The sequence below is a fragment of the Sporosarcina sp. 179-K 3D1 HS genome (assembly GCF_047228905.1).
Classification (GTDB): domain Bacteria; phylum Bacillota; class Bacilli; order Bacillales_A; family Planococcaceae; genus Sporosarcina.
Window position 1 is genome coordinate 445,804 of sequence record NZ_JBFEGI010000003.1, and the last position, 16,442, is coordinate 462,245.

The 16,442-nt window shown below is 41.4% G+C and carries 14 protein-coding genes; all 14 read right to left on the reverse strand.

All coding sequences use genetic code 11. The annotated features are described in order from the left end of the window. Positions 1 to 6: 6 nt before the first annotated feature. Positions 7 to 795, reverse strand: coding sequence for an enoyl-CoA hydratase/isomerase family protein (locus AB1K83_RS07335; RefSeq protein WP_413057501.1), 789 nt, complete (start codon positions 793 to 795; stop codon positions 7 to 9). Positions 796 to 902: 107 nt separating this feature from the next. Then, a complete protein-coding gene (locus AB1K83_RS07340) occupies positions 903 to 2,201 on the reverse strand; it encodes an MFS transporter (protein WP_413057502.1) in 1,299 nt (432 codons plus the stop codon). A 205-nt stretch (positions 2,202 to 2,406) separates the two neighbouring features. Continuing rightward, positions 2,407 to 3,570, reverse strand: a complete 1,164-nt coding sequence (locus AB1K83_RS07345) for a thiolase family protein (RefSeq protein ID WP_413057535.1) — start codon at positions 3,568 to 3,570, stop codon at positions 2,407 to 2,409. Between the two features lie 15 nt (positions 3,571 to 3,585). After that, positions 3,586 to 3,975, reverse strand: coding sequence for a PaaI family thioesterase (locus AB1K83_RS07350; protein ID WP_413057503.1), 390 nt, complete (start codon positions 3,973 to 3,975; stop codon positions 3,586 to 3,588). After that, positions 3,975 to 5,171, reverse strand: a complete 1,197-nt coding sequence (locus AB1K83_RS07355) for a thiolase family protein (protein WP_413057504.1) — start codon at positions 5,169 to 5,171, stop codon at positions 3,975 to 3,977. Before AB1K83_RS07355 ends, AB1K83_RS07350 begins: the two co-directional genes overlap by 1 nt. 14 nt (positions 5,172 to 5,185) lie before the next feature. Beyond that, positions 5,186 to 6,334, reverse strand: a complete 1,149-nt coding sequence (locus tag AB1K83_RS07360) for an acyl-CoA dehydrogenase family protein (protein ID WP_413057505.1) — start codon at positions 6,332 to 6,334, stop codon at positions 5,186 to 5,188. A 14-nt stretch (positions 6,335 to 6,348) separates the two neighbouring features. After that, on the reverse strand, positions 6,349 to 7,212 hold the full coding sequence (locus AB1K83_RS07365) for a 3-hydroxyacyl-CoA dehydrogenase family protein (RefSeq protein ID WP_413057536.1): 864 nt from the start codon (positions 7,210 to 7,212) through the stop codon (positions 6,349 to 6,351). Continuing rightward, positions 7,202 to 8,815: a long-chain-fatty-acid--CoA ligase gene (locus AB1K83_RS07370; RefSeq protein ID WP_413057537.1), complete on the reverse strand. Its 1,614-nt coding sequence runs from the start codon at positions 8,813 to 8,815 to the stop codon at positions 7,202 to 7,204. Before AB1K83_RS07370 ends, AB1K83_RS07365 begins: the two co-directional genes overlap by 11 nt. A 113-nt stretch (positions 8,816 to 8,928) precedes the next feature. Further along, entirely contained in the window at positions 8,929 to 10,074 is a 1,146-nt protein-coding gene (locus AB1K83_RS07375) for an acyl-CoA dehydrogenase family protein (protein ID WP_413057506.1), read from the reverse strand. A 236-nt stretch (positions 10,075 to 10,310) separates the two neighbouring features. Further along, complete coding sequence (locus tag AB1K83_RS07380; protein WP_413057507.1) at positions 10,311 to 11,219, reverse strand: ketopantoate reductase family protein; 909 nt, start codon at positions 11,217 to 11,219, stop codon at positions 10,311 to 10,313. Positions 11,220 to 11,229: 10 nt separating this feature from the next. After that, positions 11,230 to 12,909, reverse strand: coding sequence for a sigma-54 interaction domain-containing protein (locus AB1K83_RS07385; RefSeq protein WP_413057508.1), 1,680 nt, complete (start codon positions 12,907 to 12,909; stop codon positions 11,230 to 11,232). Positions 12,910 to 13,146: 237 nt separating this feature from the next. Continuing rightward, positions 13,147 to 15,264, reverse strand: a complete 2,118-nt coding sequence (locus tag AB1K83_RS07390) for a transglycosylase domain-containing protein (protein WP_413057538.1) — start codon at positions 15,262 to 15,264, stop codon at positions 13,147 to 13,149. 77 nt (positions 15,265 to 15,341) lie between these two features. Beyond that, a complete protein-coding gene (locus tag AB1K83_RS07395; RefSeq protein WP_413057509.1) occupies positions 15,342 to 15,542 on the reverse strand; it encodes a hypothetical protein in 201 nt (66 codons plus the stop codon). A 373-nt stretch (positions 15,543 to 15,915) separates the two neighbouring features. Beyond that, positions 15,916 to 16,140 carry a hypothetical protein gene (locus AB1K83_RS07400; protein ID WP_413057510.1) on the reverse strand — a complete coding sequence of 75 codons (225 nt, stop codon included), beginning with the start codon at positions 16,138 to 16,140 and terminating at the stop codon, positions 15,916 to 15,918. Positions 16,141 to 16,442 lie beyond the last annotated feature (302 nt).

Here is a 16,442-nt window from a genome sequence, read left to right on the forward strand (position 1 = left end):
GTGTCATTACTTACCGTTGAAAACTGGTTTACGCTTTTCCGCGAAAGCTTGTACACCCTCCGTAGAATCTTCCGTTTGGAAACAGGTTCGAATGGTTTTAATCTCATTTTTCAATACGGTTGTTAAATCTTCATCCCAACTTGTCGCCAATAACCGTTTCGAAAGTGTCAAGGCAACCGGAGGACCGTCTGCAAGCCCCCTTGCGAATTCCATGACACGTTCATGAAATTCGTCCGCGGCAAATACACCATTCACAAGTCCGATGTGTTCGGCTTCATCAGTAGTAATTTCACGCCCGGTAAAAATAAGCTCAGCTGCTTTTCCATGTCCAACAAGTCTTGGCAAGAAATAACTCATTCCAGCATCCGGGGTCAATGCGCGACGGATATATCCGGCCGTTACTTGCACTTCTTTACATATAAAGCGCATATCGCACGCCAAAGCCAATGACAGCCCCGCCCCCGCAGCAACTCCATTAATCGCAGCAATGACCGGTTTATCGCACTGAACGATTCCGAGTGCCTGGCGTCCGACCCAATCCAGTTCATCCAATCGCCTGTGACGTGACATGGAAGAAGCATCTCTGTTTTTCCGATCCGTCAAATCAAGCCCCGAACAAAATCCCCGTCCTGCCCCGGTGATGACAACTACGCGAACCTCATCGTCCATAGAGGCTTCTGTTAAAGCCCGTTCCATTTGTAAACTAAGAGAATCGTTAATCGCATTGAGTCTTTCTGGTCGGTTTAACATTAAAACCCTAACTCCATCCTGTGTACTGATGGTAAGCTCGTTCATTTCATTTCTCCTCCATTATCGGTGATAACGTACAAACGCCATGAATGATTTATACAGCTTCTAAACAATTTTCGAGAAACGAACTTATTATTGTTCATAAAATCTGTTTAAACAGGAACTGAATTCTCACTTCTCCTCGCGTCTCCCTCTTGCTCCGTGTATTGGACCTCTTCATTTTTCCTCCTCAAAACCGGTTTAACAAAAATAGCAAAAAGGACCCCAAAAATTAAGACAAGACCAGCCATAAATATTATCGATAAATTATAACCCGCTATTTTATTTGCTCCCGCTAAGGCCACAATGTAACCCGTGAGAAGAGGTGCTACAATACCTGCGAGATTTCCTGAGGAAGTTAAAATACTCGTCATCAGCCCACCCCTTTCAGGTAATTCGTTTATCATAATGGTAGGGCCAATCGGCAATATTGCGTATGTAAGCCCTTTCGCCAAACACATCGCAACAACAACCCAAACTGGATTTTGAAAAACCGTAATGGAAGCCATAAATAATGCACCGATAATCATCGCACCGGCAACCACATATACTCTGGATAAACGCCAGTTTTGATTCTTCTTATATAAGTAATCTGACAGCATCGAAACACCTATATAAATTATCATGGAAACAACACCAATTACCGCAACGCCATATCCCATTTGAACTGCAGACATTTGTACAACTTCCACCAAATAAATCGGTAACCATATTGCAATCCAGACAACAACGAAATACGTAGAGAAATAGGCTAATGTCGTAAATAATGCAGATGGCGAAGCAAGCACCATTAGAAAATCTTTCATTTTAAATTTCTCAAGTTGGGCTTTCTCTGTCTTTTTCTTCTCCTTATACACTTCGACTGGGTTTTCTTTCGTGAAAAATTGAAATAGGAAGAACCAAACGATGCTCGCGGCACCGAGACAGGCAAAAGCGACTTTCCAGCCTAAAGTGGCGATTAACGCAACGAGGATCGGAGCAACAACCATTGCACCGACTGTACCACCGGATACAACAACCGAATTTGCAAATCCTCTTTGTTTTGGAGGGAACCATTTGTTTGCATGACTATATGCAACTGGGCTGAATGGAGCTTCGAATACGCCAAGCAATATCCTGTAAATAATAAGAAGTGGCAATGCAGTAATTGCCAGTACGCCAAACTGTAAAACGGCCCATGTCAGCATAAGAAAGCCTAGTATTTTCTTTGCACCAAGGCGGTCCGCTATAGCAGCACCAAAAATTCCAGTAACAGGATACAACCAATAATAGCTGCTCCCGACTAACCCCCACTCCGAATAAGACAAATCAAAGTCCTTCATTATAGCTACAGCTGCAAGTCCTACAATTGATTTGTCTGCAAAGTTAATAACCATGCCTAAAAATAGTAGTATAAGAACAAACCAGCGCATAAAAATCCCTCTTTTCCCTAATATTTTCTCTTAATTATTAGGTCCTTTCGCAACTTTCAATACCTGTACCCCACAATGATAGATGACCAATGATTCAGAAACATATCAAGATTTGTCTTTCTATTGTTTTATATTCTACCCAGCACGTTTTTCACTTTCGTCTCCACTCTAACTTTTGGTAATTATTCATCTATTCCTTCAACACTTATTTTTCAAGAAGCAAGGCAATTCCTTGTCCCCCACCGATGCAAGCAGTTACAATGGCTCGTTTAGCACTTCTTCTTTTCATTTCATACACTGCTTTGGCAACGAGCATTCCCCCTGTAGCTGCAATCGGATGGCCGTGCGCGATAGCACCCCCATTTACATTCAATTTTTCATGGGGTATCTTTAATATGCGATTACAGGCAAGTACCTGGGCGGCAAACGCCTCATTTAACTCAACAATATCAATATCTTGCACTGTTAAGTTATTCCGCTTTAACAGTTCCTGTACAGCCGGCACTGGGCCAATCCCCATGATATTAGGATCTACACCCGAAACTTGGGAGTCGACAACACGTGCCATGACTTCTAGTCCACGCTTTTCTGCTTCTACCGCGGACATAACAACAACAGCTGACGCACCATCGTTCACGCCGGAAGAGTTGCCAGCCGTGACTGAACCATCTTCTTTAAAAACTGGACGAAGTTTCATCAGTTTTTCTTCTGACGTTCCGGGGCGTGGATGCTCATCGCGGTCAAACAAGACCGTATTTTTTCCCACTTTCACTTGAATAGGAACGATTTGTTCCACAAAAAATCCCTCTTCCATTGCCTTCGCCATTCTTCTCTGGCTTTCAGCTGCATAGTTGTCCTGTTCTTCGCGTGAAATGTTATACTCCTCAGCCAAGTTTTCCGCTGTGATTCCCATCGGTGGATCACCTATCTTTGTTGGTGATAATTGTCTTTTAACAAAAGTGGGAGGCTGCCGGTCATAAGTACGTGATGCCGGCGCCAGCAAATGGGGTGAACGCGACATACTTTCCACGCCCCCTGCTACAAAGATCGTCCCTCTTCCGGCTCGGATCAAGTCGGCCGCAAGCGCTACACTATTAATCGATGATCCGCACTGACGGTCAATGGTCAGTCCTGGCACAGTAACAGGAAATTCCGCCTCTAGCAACGTCATCCGTGCTGCATTGCCACCACCACTTAAACAGTTGCCATAAATGACATCATCAATTTCCTCTTTTTTAAGCTGAGCTCTTTTAACCGCTTCTGTCATTACTTCTGCTCCATATTCATAAAAGGGTACTTCCGAGAGTGCACCGCCTTGTTTGGCGATCGCTGTTCTTACCGCTGATACAATAACCGGTTCTGTCATAATCACACCTTCTTTCACTTAGTCTCTTTGTATTTTAAAAGTTGCCATACCATATGAAATAAGGTTACCGCTTTCGTCCAATATATCCCCTCTACCACTTCCTGTGGTCCCTGCCATTTGAATGATATACCCTTTACATGGGAGTTTTTCAATCTGTTCTTGCTTAAACACTTGAACATACAGATCAATGGTTGATGTAACGCCTGCTACTTGGTCTGATATGGCCGTACCTATCGCGACATCAAGCAATGAGTAGTAAAGGCCACTGGAGATGTGGCCCACCTCGTCTATATGAGTATCTTGAATGGTTAGTGATATGACAACTGCTCCCTTATCATTTTCTTCTCTTACCATTCCGAGATGCTCAAAGAAGGAAGAACTATCGACTTTTATAACTTGAGCGTTCATTATTTCGGTCCCTGTAAATTTTCGATTAAAATGGACATTCCTTGCCCACCGCCAACACATAGAGATGCAATTCCATAACGCCCCTTGCGTTTTTGCAACTCGTGCATTAGGGTGATGACAATCCTTGATCCTGTAGAACCTACGGGATGTCCAAGCGCAATCGCTCCACCATTGACATTTAACTTTTCTGGATTGATATTAAGTTCGCGCTGCACAGCAAGTGCTTGGGAGGCAAACGCTTCATTGATTTCAAATAAATCAATCTCTTCAATTGGTATATTGGTCTTTTCCAGTAGTTTTTGAATTGCAGGCACAGGACCGATTCCCATCACTTCCGGCGGTACGCCGACTGCTACCCAGTCAACGATGGCAGCTCGTGGTGCCAGAGATTGTTCTATCGCAGCTGATTCACTCATTAAGAGAACGGCTGAAGCACCGTCATTTCGACCACACGCATTGCCAGCTGTTACGGTTCCCTCTTTCTTAAAAGCCGGCTTTAATTGGCCCAGTTTTTCTAGCGTTGTTTCCGGTCGTGGATGTTCGTCTGTGTCAAAAAGAATCGTTCCTTTTTTCGTCTTCACTTCATAAGGAACAATCTCTTCCTTAAATTTATACTCCTCAATCGCTGCAGCAGCCCTTCTCTGACTTTCCACCGCAAACGCATCTTGATCTTCTCTTGAAATCCGATATCTCTCGGCCACATTTTCAGCGGTGATCCCCATCCCCATAGACTCACCGTACAGTTCCTTCGGTTGCTGGCCAGCCTCTAAATTAGAATCGACCAAATATGTTTTATCTCCGCCAAAACGGGCTCCTCTCAAGTAAATAGGTGAACAGCTCATACTCTCTGTACCGCCAGCCACGACGATCGTTGCCTGGTTGGACTGAATCTGCTGGACTCCGGAAGCGATTGCCTGCATGCCTGAAGCACAAAGGCGATTCACTGTGAAAGCCGGTTTTTCAACGGGAATCCCTGCACGAATGGCCGCTACACGAGCAACATTCGAAGATTCAGTCGTCTGTCTTACCTCGCCTAAAATCACTTCATCGACCAACTCAGGTGACAGGGAGGTTTTTTCCAGTAGTTTTTCAATAACATGTGCCCCTAATAACCCTGAGTTGATTTCTTTTAAAGTGCCTCCATATCTTCCGATCGGCGTACGAACCCCTTCCACAATGACCACACGCTCGCTCATCAAATTGACCCCCCTTACGAATATTCTTTATTTAATTGACCTGCGATAATATTTTTCTGGATTTCTGATGTACCTTCATAGATACGCGTAATTCTTGCATCGCGATAAAACCTTTCAATCGGATAGTCTGAAATATAGCCGATACCACCATGGATTTGCAGTGCTTTATCGGCAACGCGATTATACACCTCTGATCCAAAAAGCTTTAACATCGCTGCCTCTTTAATGACTTTTTGTCCTTCATCAACCATCCAAGCGACCCGGTATGTAAATGAACGAAGCGCTTCGATGTCGACTGCAATTTCCGCAAGCATATGTGCGACCGCCTGATGTTCTATAATTGGGACTTGGAATTGCACCCGCTCTTTTGCATACACGGCTGATAAATCAAGCAATTTCTGACAGGAGCCTAAATTTCTCGCGGCCAGCCCCGCTCGCCCGTTTGTTAAGATTTTCAAGGCATTGACATACCCTTCGCCTTCTCCACTTAACACATTTTCGACCGGAACCTCACAATCTTCCATAATGATTTCGGCAGAATGAGAGCCGCGTAGTCCCATTTTTTTCTCAACTGCCCCAACATGGAAACCAGGAAAGTCTTTTTCAACGATAAAAGAAGTGATTCCTTTAGCTCCTTTTGAAGGGTCTGTCACTGCCATGACAGTGAAGATATCCGCTTCCGTCGCATTGGTGATATAATGTTTCGTTCCATTTAAAATATATTTACCGCCCTTTTTCACGGCTGTCGATTTCAAATTCGTAGCGTTCGAACCCGCTGCCGGTTCAGTGAGGGCAAAAGCCCCGATTCGATTTCCCGAAGCCATATCAGGCAAGTATTTTCTCTTTTGTTGTTCATTGCCCATTTCCACGATACCAACCGTTCCAATTCCCGTATGGGCACCGATTAGTGTCGTATAGCCGTTATGGGTGGCTCCTATCTCCTCGTATAACGCACATTTTCCAACCATTCCGATGCCGAGACCGCCGTACTCTTCGGGGATACTCAAACCGAACAATCCCATCTCTTTGGACATTTCAACAATATGCTCTGGAATCTTATCTTCCTCTTCAATCTGCATGGCCACTTTTTCTACTTCATTCTGCACAAAATCACGGACATTTTGTTTTAAAAACTGAATATCTTCATCCAACTGAAAATTCATTGGTCGGCACCTCTTTAGTTATATTGATAAAATCCTTTACCTGTCTTTTTACCTAGCTCGCCTTTTTCTACTTTTTCAATGACAGTACGGGATGGCTTATCCTGTTCATCACCACTCTCGTGATATCGTTGCATCCGCACAAAATAATTTACATCAAGGCCTGTTAAATCCATTAAAGCAAACGGACCAATCGGATGATTCAACGCTTTTTTACAGACAAGATCAATTTCTTCATGCGTGGCGTAACCGTTTTCATATAAAAATAAAGCTTCATCCATTAATTTTCCGAGAATGCGATTGGCAATAAAGCCTGAGATTTCTTTTTTCAGCAAGACCGGGGTTTTGCGGATACTCTTCACAAATGCCATGCTTCTCTCAGCCGTTTCATCTGATGTATGAGGCCCTTTCACCACTTCAACCATTTCCATGACAAGAACAGGATTAAAGAAGTGAATATTACAAACATTTTCCGGATGGGTTACGGCATCTGCGATTTTTGAACTTACAATTGTTGAACTGTTCGTGGCTAATATCGTATGAGGAGCGACAATTTTATCGAGCTTGGCAAAAAGTTCTCGTTTCGCATCCAGTTTTTCAACGATTGCTTCAATGACCAGATCTGCATTAGACAAATCCTCAACATGTTCAGTAAAACTGAGACGTGTAAATGCGTTGTCTACTTCTTCTACGGTATATCTCCCTTTTGCAATTCGCTTGTCCATCTGTTCTTGGAGAAACGCCTTTGCTTTAGAAAGACTATCCCGTTCAATATCTTGCAATGTAACCGGATAGCCCGCAAGCGCACAAACCATCGCGATTTGCGAACCCATCACACCTGAACCGACAACCGCTACTTTCTTAATCTCATTATTTTTCACCATGTCCCAAACCCCTTTTCTCTAATTCTTCTTTAATAAGCAGTCGTTTTAAAAGCTTTCCGACTGTATTTCTTGGTAATTCTTCAATCACTTCAAATTCCTTCGGTACTTTGTAGGGCGTTAATCTTGCATAGCAATACGCCTTTAATTCATCGAAATCAATTGTGGCACCGTCCCTGGGAACAATAAACGCTATAATCGTTTCCTCTAGCTCCGCTTCAGGAATACTGACGACTGCAGCTTCTTGAATATCCGGATGTTCGTATAAGACACTCTCTATTTCCTGAGGGTAAATATTAAAGCCCCCGACAATAATCATTTCTTTTTTTCTGCCGACAATATAAAAATAGCCTTCCTCGTCCATCATCGACAGGTCCCCTGTGAACAACCAATCGTTCCGTAGCGCTTTTTTCGTTTCTTCTGCATTATTCCAGTAGCCTTTCATAATTTGGGGACCTTTAATAAGTAACTCACCAACACAATAAGGTCCCAACTCCGTACCGTTATCGTCAATAATTATGCAATCGGTGCCTGGAAACGGTATCCCTATGCTCCCTATTTTTCGTTTAGCAAATATCGGATTGCGGTGTGTCGAAGGGGAGGCTTCAGATAAACCAAATCCTTCACCAATGACTGCACCTGTCAATTCTTCGAAACGTTTAATGACTTCAATAGGAAGCGGAGCGGAGCCACAAGAACAAAACTTCAAGCACTTCAGATCGTATTTTTCGATATGTGGATAATTGACGAACGCATTATACATTTTAGGTACACCTGGAAAAAAAGTCGGTCGATATTTCCTTACATTCGAAAGGACGGTTTCTATATCAAATTTCGGAAACAATAGAATCGTTGCGCCCATGTAAATACCAAGATTCATAGCGCTTGTCATTGCATAGACGTGGTAAAGCGGTGTCGCAGTCAGGATCGTTTCTTCACCCCGTCTCATTGCTGGACTGTACATTTCAACACTTTGAACGACATTGGAAGTAAGATTGTAATGCGTGAGCATTGCCCCTTTCATGACGCCAGTTGTTCCACCTGTGTATTGGATAACAGCAATGTCTTCATGCGGATCAATGTCTACAGGTCCACTTATCTCCTTACCATTGTCAATCAGAGTTGAAAGTGATACATATTCACTGTCGTTGTCTTCACTCGTAAAGCACTGCTCAAACGCATACATATCTTTTATTTCTTCAACTGTGCGTTTCGCAATCTTATCAAACACAAGATATTGCGCGCGTGAATCAACCAAAATCTGCATTAACTCACGAGGGGTATACATAGGATTCAGTTGGACAACGACGAGGCCCAACGCCTGTGCAGCATAGTAGCTTACAATATAAAGAGGATGATTAGCCATCATCAGTCCAATTCGATCCCCTTTGTTCAATCCGATTTCTTTCCACATTCCAGCCAGTCTGTCGACTTGCGTTTTTAACGTAATATAATTTGTTGGCACGTCTTCAAATAGGATTGCTGTATGATTCGGAAACTGCTGAACAGTATTTTCAAGCAAAGCGTAAATTGAACATTCTGGAAGCTGAATGGATGATGTATTTTCTTCATACCATTGTTTCCACGGTTTATTTACAGCCATTTTCACCTATTGCACCCCCACTTCCAATGATTTATTTGTATATTCGTGTTTTTCGTCATTTGATGCCCTGTACTTTGTCCATTCAACAATTCATGAAAATAACCGCTCGTCTATTAATTTTCTAAAACGTTACGAGCAATTATAAGCCGCTGGATTTCATTTGTACCTTCGTAAATTTTCGTTATGCGTGCATCGCGATAAAATCTCTCAATCGGATAATCCGCTACATACCCCATACCACCGTGGATTTGCACAGCTTTATCTGCAACCCTATTAAATACATCAGATGCAAAGAGTTTCGCCATGGACGCTTCTTTAATGACTTTTTTCCCATCATCAACCATATGGGCTGCCTTCAATGTCAGCATACGGGCTGCCTCCGTTTCCGTTGCCATATCCGCAAGCATCCATTGAATTGCTTGGTTATCCGCAATTGGCTTACCGAACTGTTTCCTCTCTTTTGCATACGTCGCAGACATCTCGATCAATTTATCGCAAGAGCCGACTGCTCTGGCAGCGAGCCCAATACGGCCTTCACCAAGAATTTTCAACGCAGACATATAGCCCATCCCTACTTCTCCAATGACATTTACGTCTGGCACTTCACAGTCTTCAAAAATGAGCTGAGCAGTATAAGAACCACGAAGCCCCATTTTTTTATCGATTTTTCCTATCGTAAAACCAGGAAAATCTTTCTCGATCAAGAACGCAGTAATACCACCCTTTGCTCCTTTTTCTTTATCCGTTAAAGCAAAGACAGTAAAAACATCCGCAACGGGCGCATTGGTAATAAAGTGTTTCGTACCATTTACAATCCATTTATCGCCCCGTTTTTCTGCTCTCGTTTCTAGATTGGTTGCATCAGATCCCGCCCCCGGTTCTGAAAGCGCAAATGCCGCAATTTTTTCTCCGGCTGCCATCTCTGGCAAATACTTTTCTTTTAAATAAGGAGAAGCCAATTTCACTAGACCGGTACTTCCTATCCCGGTATGTGCGCTGATCAAACTCACAAAACCATTATGTGTCCTGCCAAGCTGTTCTAGGACAATCGCTTTACCAACCGTATTTAATCCGATTCCACCGTATTCTTCAGGAATACTCATTCCAAACAATCCAAGTTCTTTTGCCTGTTCGATTAAATGCTGTGGAATTTTATCCTCTTCTTCTATTTGCTGTGCGTAAGGTTCCACTTCTTTCTCCACATAGTTCCGAACCATTTGTTTCATTTGTTCAATTTCTGGTTTCAATTTCATTACCATAATCGTTGCCTCCCTTGAATGGTCAATCTCAATTACTATATTGCAAGTTTCGTGCCAAGTTTAAAATGGCTACTTTCCTTATATCTTCAGACTTTTTGTATGTTTTTAACTAATCCATTAATTCACTTTTGAATCAAAACATGTGCATTCCTTTCTTTATGCGATTCAAAAATGAATTAATGATTCATTATTGTTCGTTCCTTCTAAAAAATAAAAAACCTGTAAAAAATACAGGTTTAAAGGGAACTTTCTTTACTTTTTAATAATAAATAAACCGTCTTCAAAGTGTTAATTGATATTCCGTGAACAGCTGCCTTAGTGACTAAATAGCCTACCAACTCTTCCGCTTCCGACACTTTTCCTTTTCGAATGTCTTGAAGCATTGACGTTGTATGCGTTCTTGCAAATTCGGCATTTTGAAAAGCGTTTTGGATGTCCTTTTCATTTAACGCATAGCCCGAAAATGTGGCCACTTCAATAGATTCCAATCCAATCATCCATGCTATTTGCCTTAAGTAAGGATCGTCAAGTATTTGTCCGACTGACTTATCGGTTGCCGCAGATAACGGATTAAATATTAAATTCCATAAATACTTTTTCCACTTTCTCAATAAAATTTGTTTGGAAATATCCGTAGGGATTTTGACTTCGTTGAAAAGTTCTGAAAACCGTTTTTCTACTTCTTGTCCAACTTCACTTAACGAACCTATCACAAGTTTATACCTTCCACTTTGCTGTATAATACCTGGCGACTCGACTGCTGACTGAACGTATACCGCTGCTGACAGCACCCGGTCTTTGCCGAATATCTCGACAAGTATTTCTTCATTGCTCACGCCATTTTGAAGTGTCATGACATAAGCTGTATCCTGAATCACTTCGTTCATTCTTTTTGCGGCCTCTTTCGTATCTCCAGATTTCACACAAAACAGAATGAGTTCACAATCGGCAAGGTCTTCCACATTTTCGGAAAACGCTTGCTGAATCACTACTTTTTCCTTCTCTTTAATGATGGACAGTCCATTCTTTTTCATTTCGGATAAGTGAGCCCCGCGTGCAATGTATGTTACATCATGCCCGGCTTCAGAAAAGAAACTGCCGAAAAAAGAGCCGACTGCACCGCTTCCCATGACTCCAATTTTCATAGACGATCAACTATCCTTTCAATACGATATTATACTTTTTCAATTTCCTAACAATCGTTGGTTGACTTGTGTCCAGAGCCTTTGCGATGTCATAAGTTGTCATATATTTTTCGGCTGCCTGCTGTAACACATTTTCCTCAGCTTGTTCTACTGCTTTTTTCAGTGTAATCAATCCATCATCCAAAATAGTATGGAAGCTTTCTTCCTTTTTGTATTCGGCTGGAAGATGCTCTAGCTTTAACATTTCTTCTTTATTTAGCAACACGATTTGTTCCAGTAAATTCGACAACTCTCTAATATTTCCCGGCCACTGGTGTCGGTAAAAAAAAGCAGTGAGCTCCGCATCTAATTCCTTTTTCATTCCATACTTCTCATTTATATCATTCAAAAATATTTTGATGAACGAATAAATCTCCTCGGGACGCTCTCGTAAAGGAGGAATGGTTATCGGTATGACATTTAAACGATAATAGAGATCTTCACGGAATTTGCCCTCTTGAACCATCTCTATTAAATTCCGATTGGTTGCAGCAATTAGGCGAACATCGATTTTTTTCGTAGACGTTCCACCAACCCTCTGAATTTCCTTTTCTTGAATGACCCGAAGCAATTTCACTTGAAGATCCAATGGCATTTCACCAATTTCATCTAAAAATAAAACCCCTTTATCTGCCATTTCAAACATTCCGGGTTTCCCATTCTTGTTGGCACCCGTGAAAGCCCCGCCAGCATATCCGAATAATTCGGATTCAAGTAAGTTTGCCGGAATAGCACCACAATTCACTTTAATATATTTACCAGTTCTGCTCCGTTCACTTTCATTGAAAATATATTTTGCCAGCACATCTTTACCAACTCCCGTTTCACCAAGGATCAGCACCGTAGCTGGCACATTGGCAATTCGCTTGGCGGTGTCATAGATGGAGCGCATCCGTTTATTTTCCACGACAGTCTTTCCATCTAAGTATGGCCCGCTTCCTTTTAATCTTTCAATTTCCAGTTGGTAGCTTTTATTTAATTCATTCGCTTGCCGGAGTGCGGTTTGCAAGTTATTCAGATCAGACAAGTCACGGATATTCGTCACTACACTTTCCACTTCGCCTTGATCATCAAATACCGGATTCCCCGTCAGAAGTGTTTCTTTGCCAGAATAATTGAGTTGCACAAGGGATACGCTTCTTTTCTTTTTTATGACCTTATCTGTGATGGAATTCTCAAGAATTCCCCGCTTCACTAAAGCATCCACATTTTTATTTATATAATATTCTTTCGGGATTCCTGTAATTCTTTCAATGGCCGAATTCGTTCGCAATGTGACGCCATCCCGATTTGTAATGTAAATTCCATCATATGAATTTTCAATGACTGCGTCCAGGTGCCGGTTCAGCAACTCTAGCTCCTGTAGTTCCTTGTTTTTATTTTCAAGTTCCCGTGACCGAATGCCAACATAGACAATCCGGTTCTCATTCATTTGCTCTTTTAAAAAAATATAGCTATCATCGTTCAATCGGGCATGAATCAATTTACCGCCGCGCTCAACATGCCATACATCAAAGAGTTCCTTGATTGGCTTATGCTGAAAGTCTTTTTTCATGTCGGCTAAAAGGCGCTCATTCATATCGATTACCTCATCATTTAATGACGTTTCCAGACAGAAAAACGGTAAGGTATCTACTACTATCACATTCATCCCCCCTCTTGGAACAATATTACCCCTGTTTTTGAAATAATGCAAAATCTCTTTGACTATGAAATTTTTTATGAATAGGTCCTGGAAAAGTGTGTAATTGATTTTATTTCAATTGTCTTCAAATGTATTCTCTAAAAACAGAAAAAGCTGTAAACATTGATATGACAATGTTTACAGCCTTCAACTGACTTCGTATCATATTCAGTTTTTATTCAAAAGCGTTCCAAAAAGACCCACTCATGCTTTTTCTTTTTTCTCTTTTTCTTTCTCTTTTTCTCGTTTCCTCTTCTCTTTCTCTTTTTTCTTCTCCTTCTTTTCCCTTTCCTTCTCCTTTTTCTTCTCTCTTTTTTTCCGTTCTTTCTCTTCTTTCTTCTCCTGTTTCCTTTGCTTTTTTTCTTCTGTTTGTTCTTTGTCCTTCAGCTTCTTTTGCTGTTTCTCGAGCTCTTTTTTATTTTTCGCAATTAATGGTAAATCAAATTTCTTTGTAGGTAATTCACCGATCGATCTTGATAAGACTTGCCTGAAAATTGGCGGCGCAGTAAAACTACTAGTCGATGTTAAGTAATGTTCGGGATCCGTTTTATCATAGCCTAACCAAACCGCACCCACGATGTCTGGTGTATATCCAACGAACCAATGATCCTTTGATCCACCCACACCCGTGAATGGCAGCTGGGTGGTACCTGTTTTACCGGCCACTTCCATCCCTAAAATTTGAGCGTTCTGGCCTGTACCTACTTCGACAGCACCTTTCAGCATATAGGTCATTTGCTGGGCAACTTCCGGTTTTGTTACCTCTTCAGAATGCTCACGCCATTCTCCAACTACTTTGCCTTCTGAATCTTTTATTTCTAAAATGGCATGGGCTTCCATCATGACTCCATTATTCGCAAATGCAGAAAAGGCTTGGGCCATTCGCAGAGGTGAAGTACCTTTGTGCAAGCCCCCTAATGCTAGGCCAAGATTATGATCATTTTCCTCCAATGGGATTCCGAACCGTTCTACGGTGCGCACCCCATTTTCAATTCCGATATCATGTAAAAGCCAGACAGGAGGGATATTATACGATTGAGCGACTGCATCGTACATTGTCACCTGCCCTCTATATCGCTGATCGATATTTTTCGGAGAATATCCATTAATATTGATTGGTTCGTCAACGAGCAAATCTGAAATTTGAAAGCCTTGCTCCAACGCGGCAGTGTAGACGGCAAGTGGCTTAAATGTTGATCCCGGCTGTCTAATGAGCTGGGTCGCATTATTAAAGCGTCCATACGTATATTCTCCTCTGCCCCCGACCAATGCACTAATTCCACCTGTTTTGGGATTCAAGAAGACGGAAGCGCTTTGAATGAGTTGATCCGGCTTACTCTCTGGAAAATAACGATCATCCTCATACACTTCTTCCAAGGCATCCTGAATGACAGGATTTAACGCTGTATAAATATGTAATCCACCAGATAGCACTTCATTTTTCGTTAGCCCGTACTTGTTGACTGCCTCTTCAACAATGTGGTCAATATAATATGGATATTTTCCTTTATAATTCACCATTGTTTGATTAGCTAACACAATTTCTTGTCCTGTTGCTTCATTGAACTCCGCTTTACTAATATACTTTTCTCTTTTCATTAACGATAAGACAATGTTTCGTCGTTCCACCGACTTTTCCATGTTTTTATAAGGAGATAGGCGGGAAGGTGCTTTAATTAATCCCGCTAATGTAGCAGATTCGCTCAACGTTAATTCGCTTACATCTTTTCCAAAATAGATTTGTGCCGCTCGTTGAACACCCCATGCGCCTTCGCCAAAATAGATTTGATTCAGGTAGCGTTCCATTATGTCATCTTTTGAATACGTTCTCTCAATTTTCTTCGTTAGAATCAATTCTTTAAATTTACGAGAGTACGTACGGTCCTGCGTTAAAAATACATTTTTGGAAAGCTGTTGAGTGATTGTACTCCCACCTGCAACGACTTCACCTTTTATCAGGTTTTGGGTAAATGCCCGCGCAATCCCGAAATAATTAATCCCATTATGTTTGTAAAAATGTTGATCCTCAACAGAGATTACAGCTTCGATTAGCTCTTTCGGAATTTGGTCTAAATGAACTCCTTCAATGTTGGAATTCGAAATTTTACTAGCGACCTCTCCATTTTGATCGTAAATAAATGTCGGCCTCGGTTCAGGCTCTTCCAATTTACTTACATCACTTGATGAAATTAATAGGTTTATCATGACCAATCCACAAATGACTATAGCCAGCATTCCAAATAAAAGTATTCGGACAGGTTTTGTTAAGTTAGACCATTTATTTCCTGCATTCAATCGTTTCTGTTGCTGCTTATGTTCCATTCTGCTCAAATCAATTCCACCTTTTTCAATGCCTTTCGAACTTTCAAGTTTAGCATACTGGAAAGAAGAAACCTAACTTAATTGAATTTGGCCGATAAATGTGTGCGCGACCGCAAGCCTGCCGTCGTCATCTGTTTTACTACGATTTCTAACGCCTTCCGAATCGGCAAGCCGAAGTTTTGGGATACGTAGGTTGGTTGCGCCGGGTTTTCGATTGGCGCGTCGAATGGGACGGATAAATCCCCCTTTACCGCGAGTTTACTTCGTTTTTTCGTCAAATAAAAAACCTCCTAGAAACTTAATAGGACACCGGTCGGACGAGTCGAATCGCGGGGATATTACCGCAATACTGACCGTTCCACTGACCGATGCCCTATACACTCTAAAAGGTGATACCTCTGCGGTTTATACCGCCTATTTTAACGTCCCAGGAGGACGTTATTTAGAGTATCTTAACCCTTATATAATAAGGTTTTCACTATTTAATGTGTATAATTTGTGTATAGACTTAATATCCATTATATGGTATTTTTCATTTAAAAAGAGAGGTATTTTTCAAAGTAAGAATGCCTTAGTCACTCCATCATCCAACAACATATACACTAGCCTTTTTGTTTATTTGAAATGGTATCCCCACCATCTCCACTTTTCTTAATCAACTTCTATATTATTCATTTTTTTCACCCATTCATTTAGCCACTCTACTTCATCATGCGTCAATCCCCGCCCGCTCTCTGCCTCGCTTTTTTCCACATACTGCCTATTAGCTTCTTCCCATTGTAAGTAGGTTTTCCAATCCTCCATTACCTTTAATGCCTTTCCTTTTTCCAATTGTTGTTTGGTTTTGAATGGAATTATTTTAGCGATTTTTAGCACCCCATCAACCTAATATGTTTCTTCCATAATAAAGGTTACAGGGTAAATAATCAAAAAATGAAAAATGAGCCAAAAACCAGATTGGTCTATAGCTCAACTTTTTCTCTTTATTAAATTTGGAGCTAATCATTGTCGATATATACTACCAAAATTCTTGTTGAATTTTACGCCTGGAATGTCTAATCTTCTTTAAATATCCTGACTTAATCAACTTATGAAGGTCGTTGTAACTGCTAAACTAAAATGGACAGTTTTTGCTCGATAGAACTGAACAGTTTCCAGCCACAATCCCTCCTACCAGT

Excerpts from the sequence above, each read along its gene's own strand:
- AB1K83_RS07335 (WP_413057501.1), bottom strand. The coding sequence starts at position 795 with ATGAACGAGCTTACCATCAGTACACAGGATGGAGTTAGGGTTTTAATG.
- AB1K83_RS07340 (WP_413057502.1), bottom strand. The coding sequence starts at position 2,201 with ATGCGCTGGTTTGTTCTTATACTACTATTTTTAGGCATGGTTATTAAC.
- AB1K83_RS07350 (WP_413057503.1), bottom strand. The coding sequence starts at position 3,975 with ATGAACGCTCAAGTTATAAAAGTCGATAGTTCTTCCTTCTTTGAGCAT.
- AB1K83_RS07355 (WP_413057504.1), bottom strand. The coding sequence starts at position 5,171 with ATGAGCGAGCGTGTGGTCATTGTGGAAGGGGTTCGTACGCCGATCGGA.
- AB1K83_RS07360 (WP_413057505.1), bottom strand. The coding sequence starts at position 6,334 with ATGAATTTTCAGTTGGATGAAGATATTCAGTTTTTAAAACAAAATGTC.
- AB1K83_RS07370 (WP_413057537.1), bottom strand. The coding sequence starts at position 8,815 with ATGGCTGTAAATAAACCGTGGAAACAATGGTATGAAGAAAATACATCA.
- AB1K83_RS07375 (WP_413057506.1), bottom strand. The coding sequence starts at position 10,074 with ATGGTAATGAAATTGAAACCAGAAATTGAACAAATGAAACAAATGGTT.
- AB1K83_RS07380 (WP_413057507.1), bottom strand. The coding sequence starts at position 11,219 with ATGAAAATTGGAGTCATGGGAAGCGGTGCAGTCGGCTCTTTTTTCGGC.
- AB1K83_RS07385 (WP_413057508.1), bottom strand. The coding sequence starts at position 12,909 with ATGAATGTGATAGTAGTAGATACCTTACCGTTTTTCTGTCTGGAAACG.
- AB1K83_RS07390 (WP_413057538.1), bottom strand. The coding sequence starts at position 15,264 with ATGGAACATAAGCAGCAACAGAAACGATTGAATGCAGGAAATAAATGG.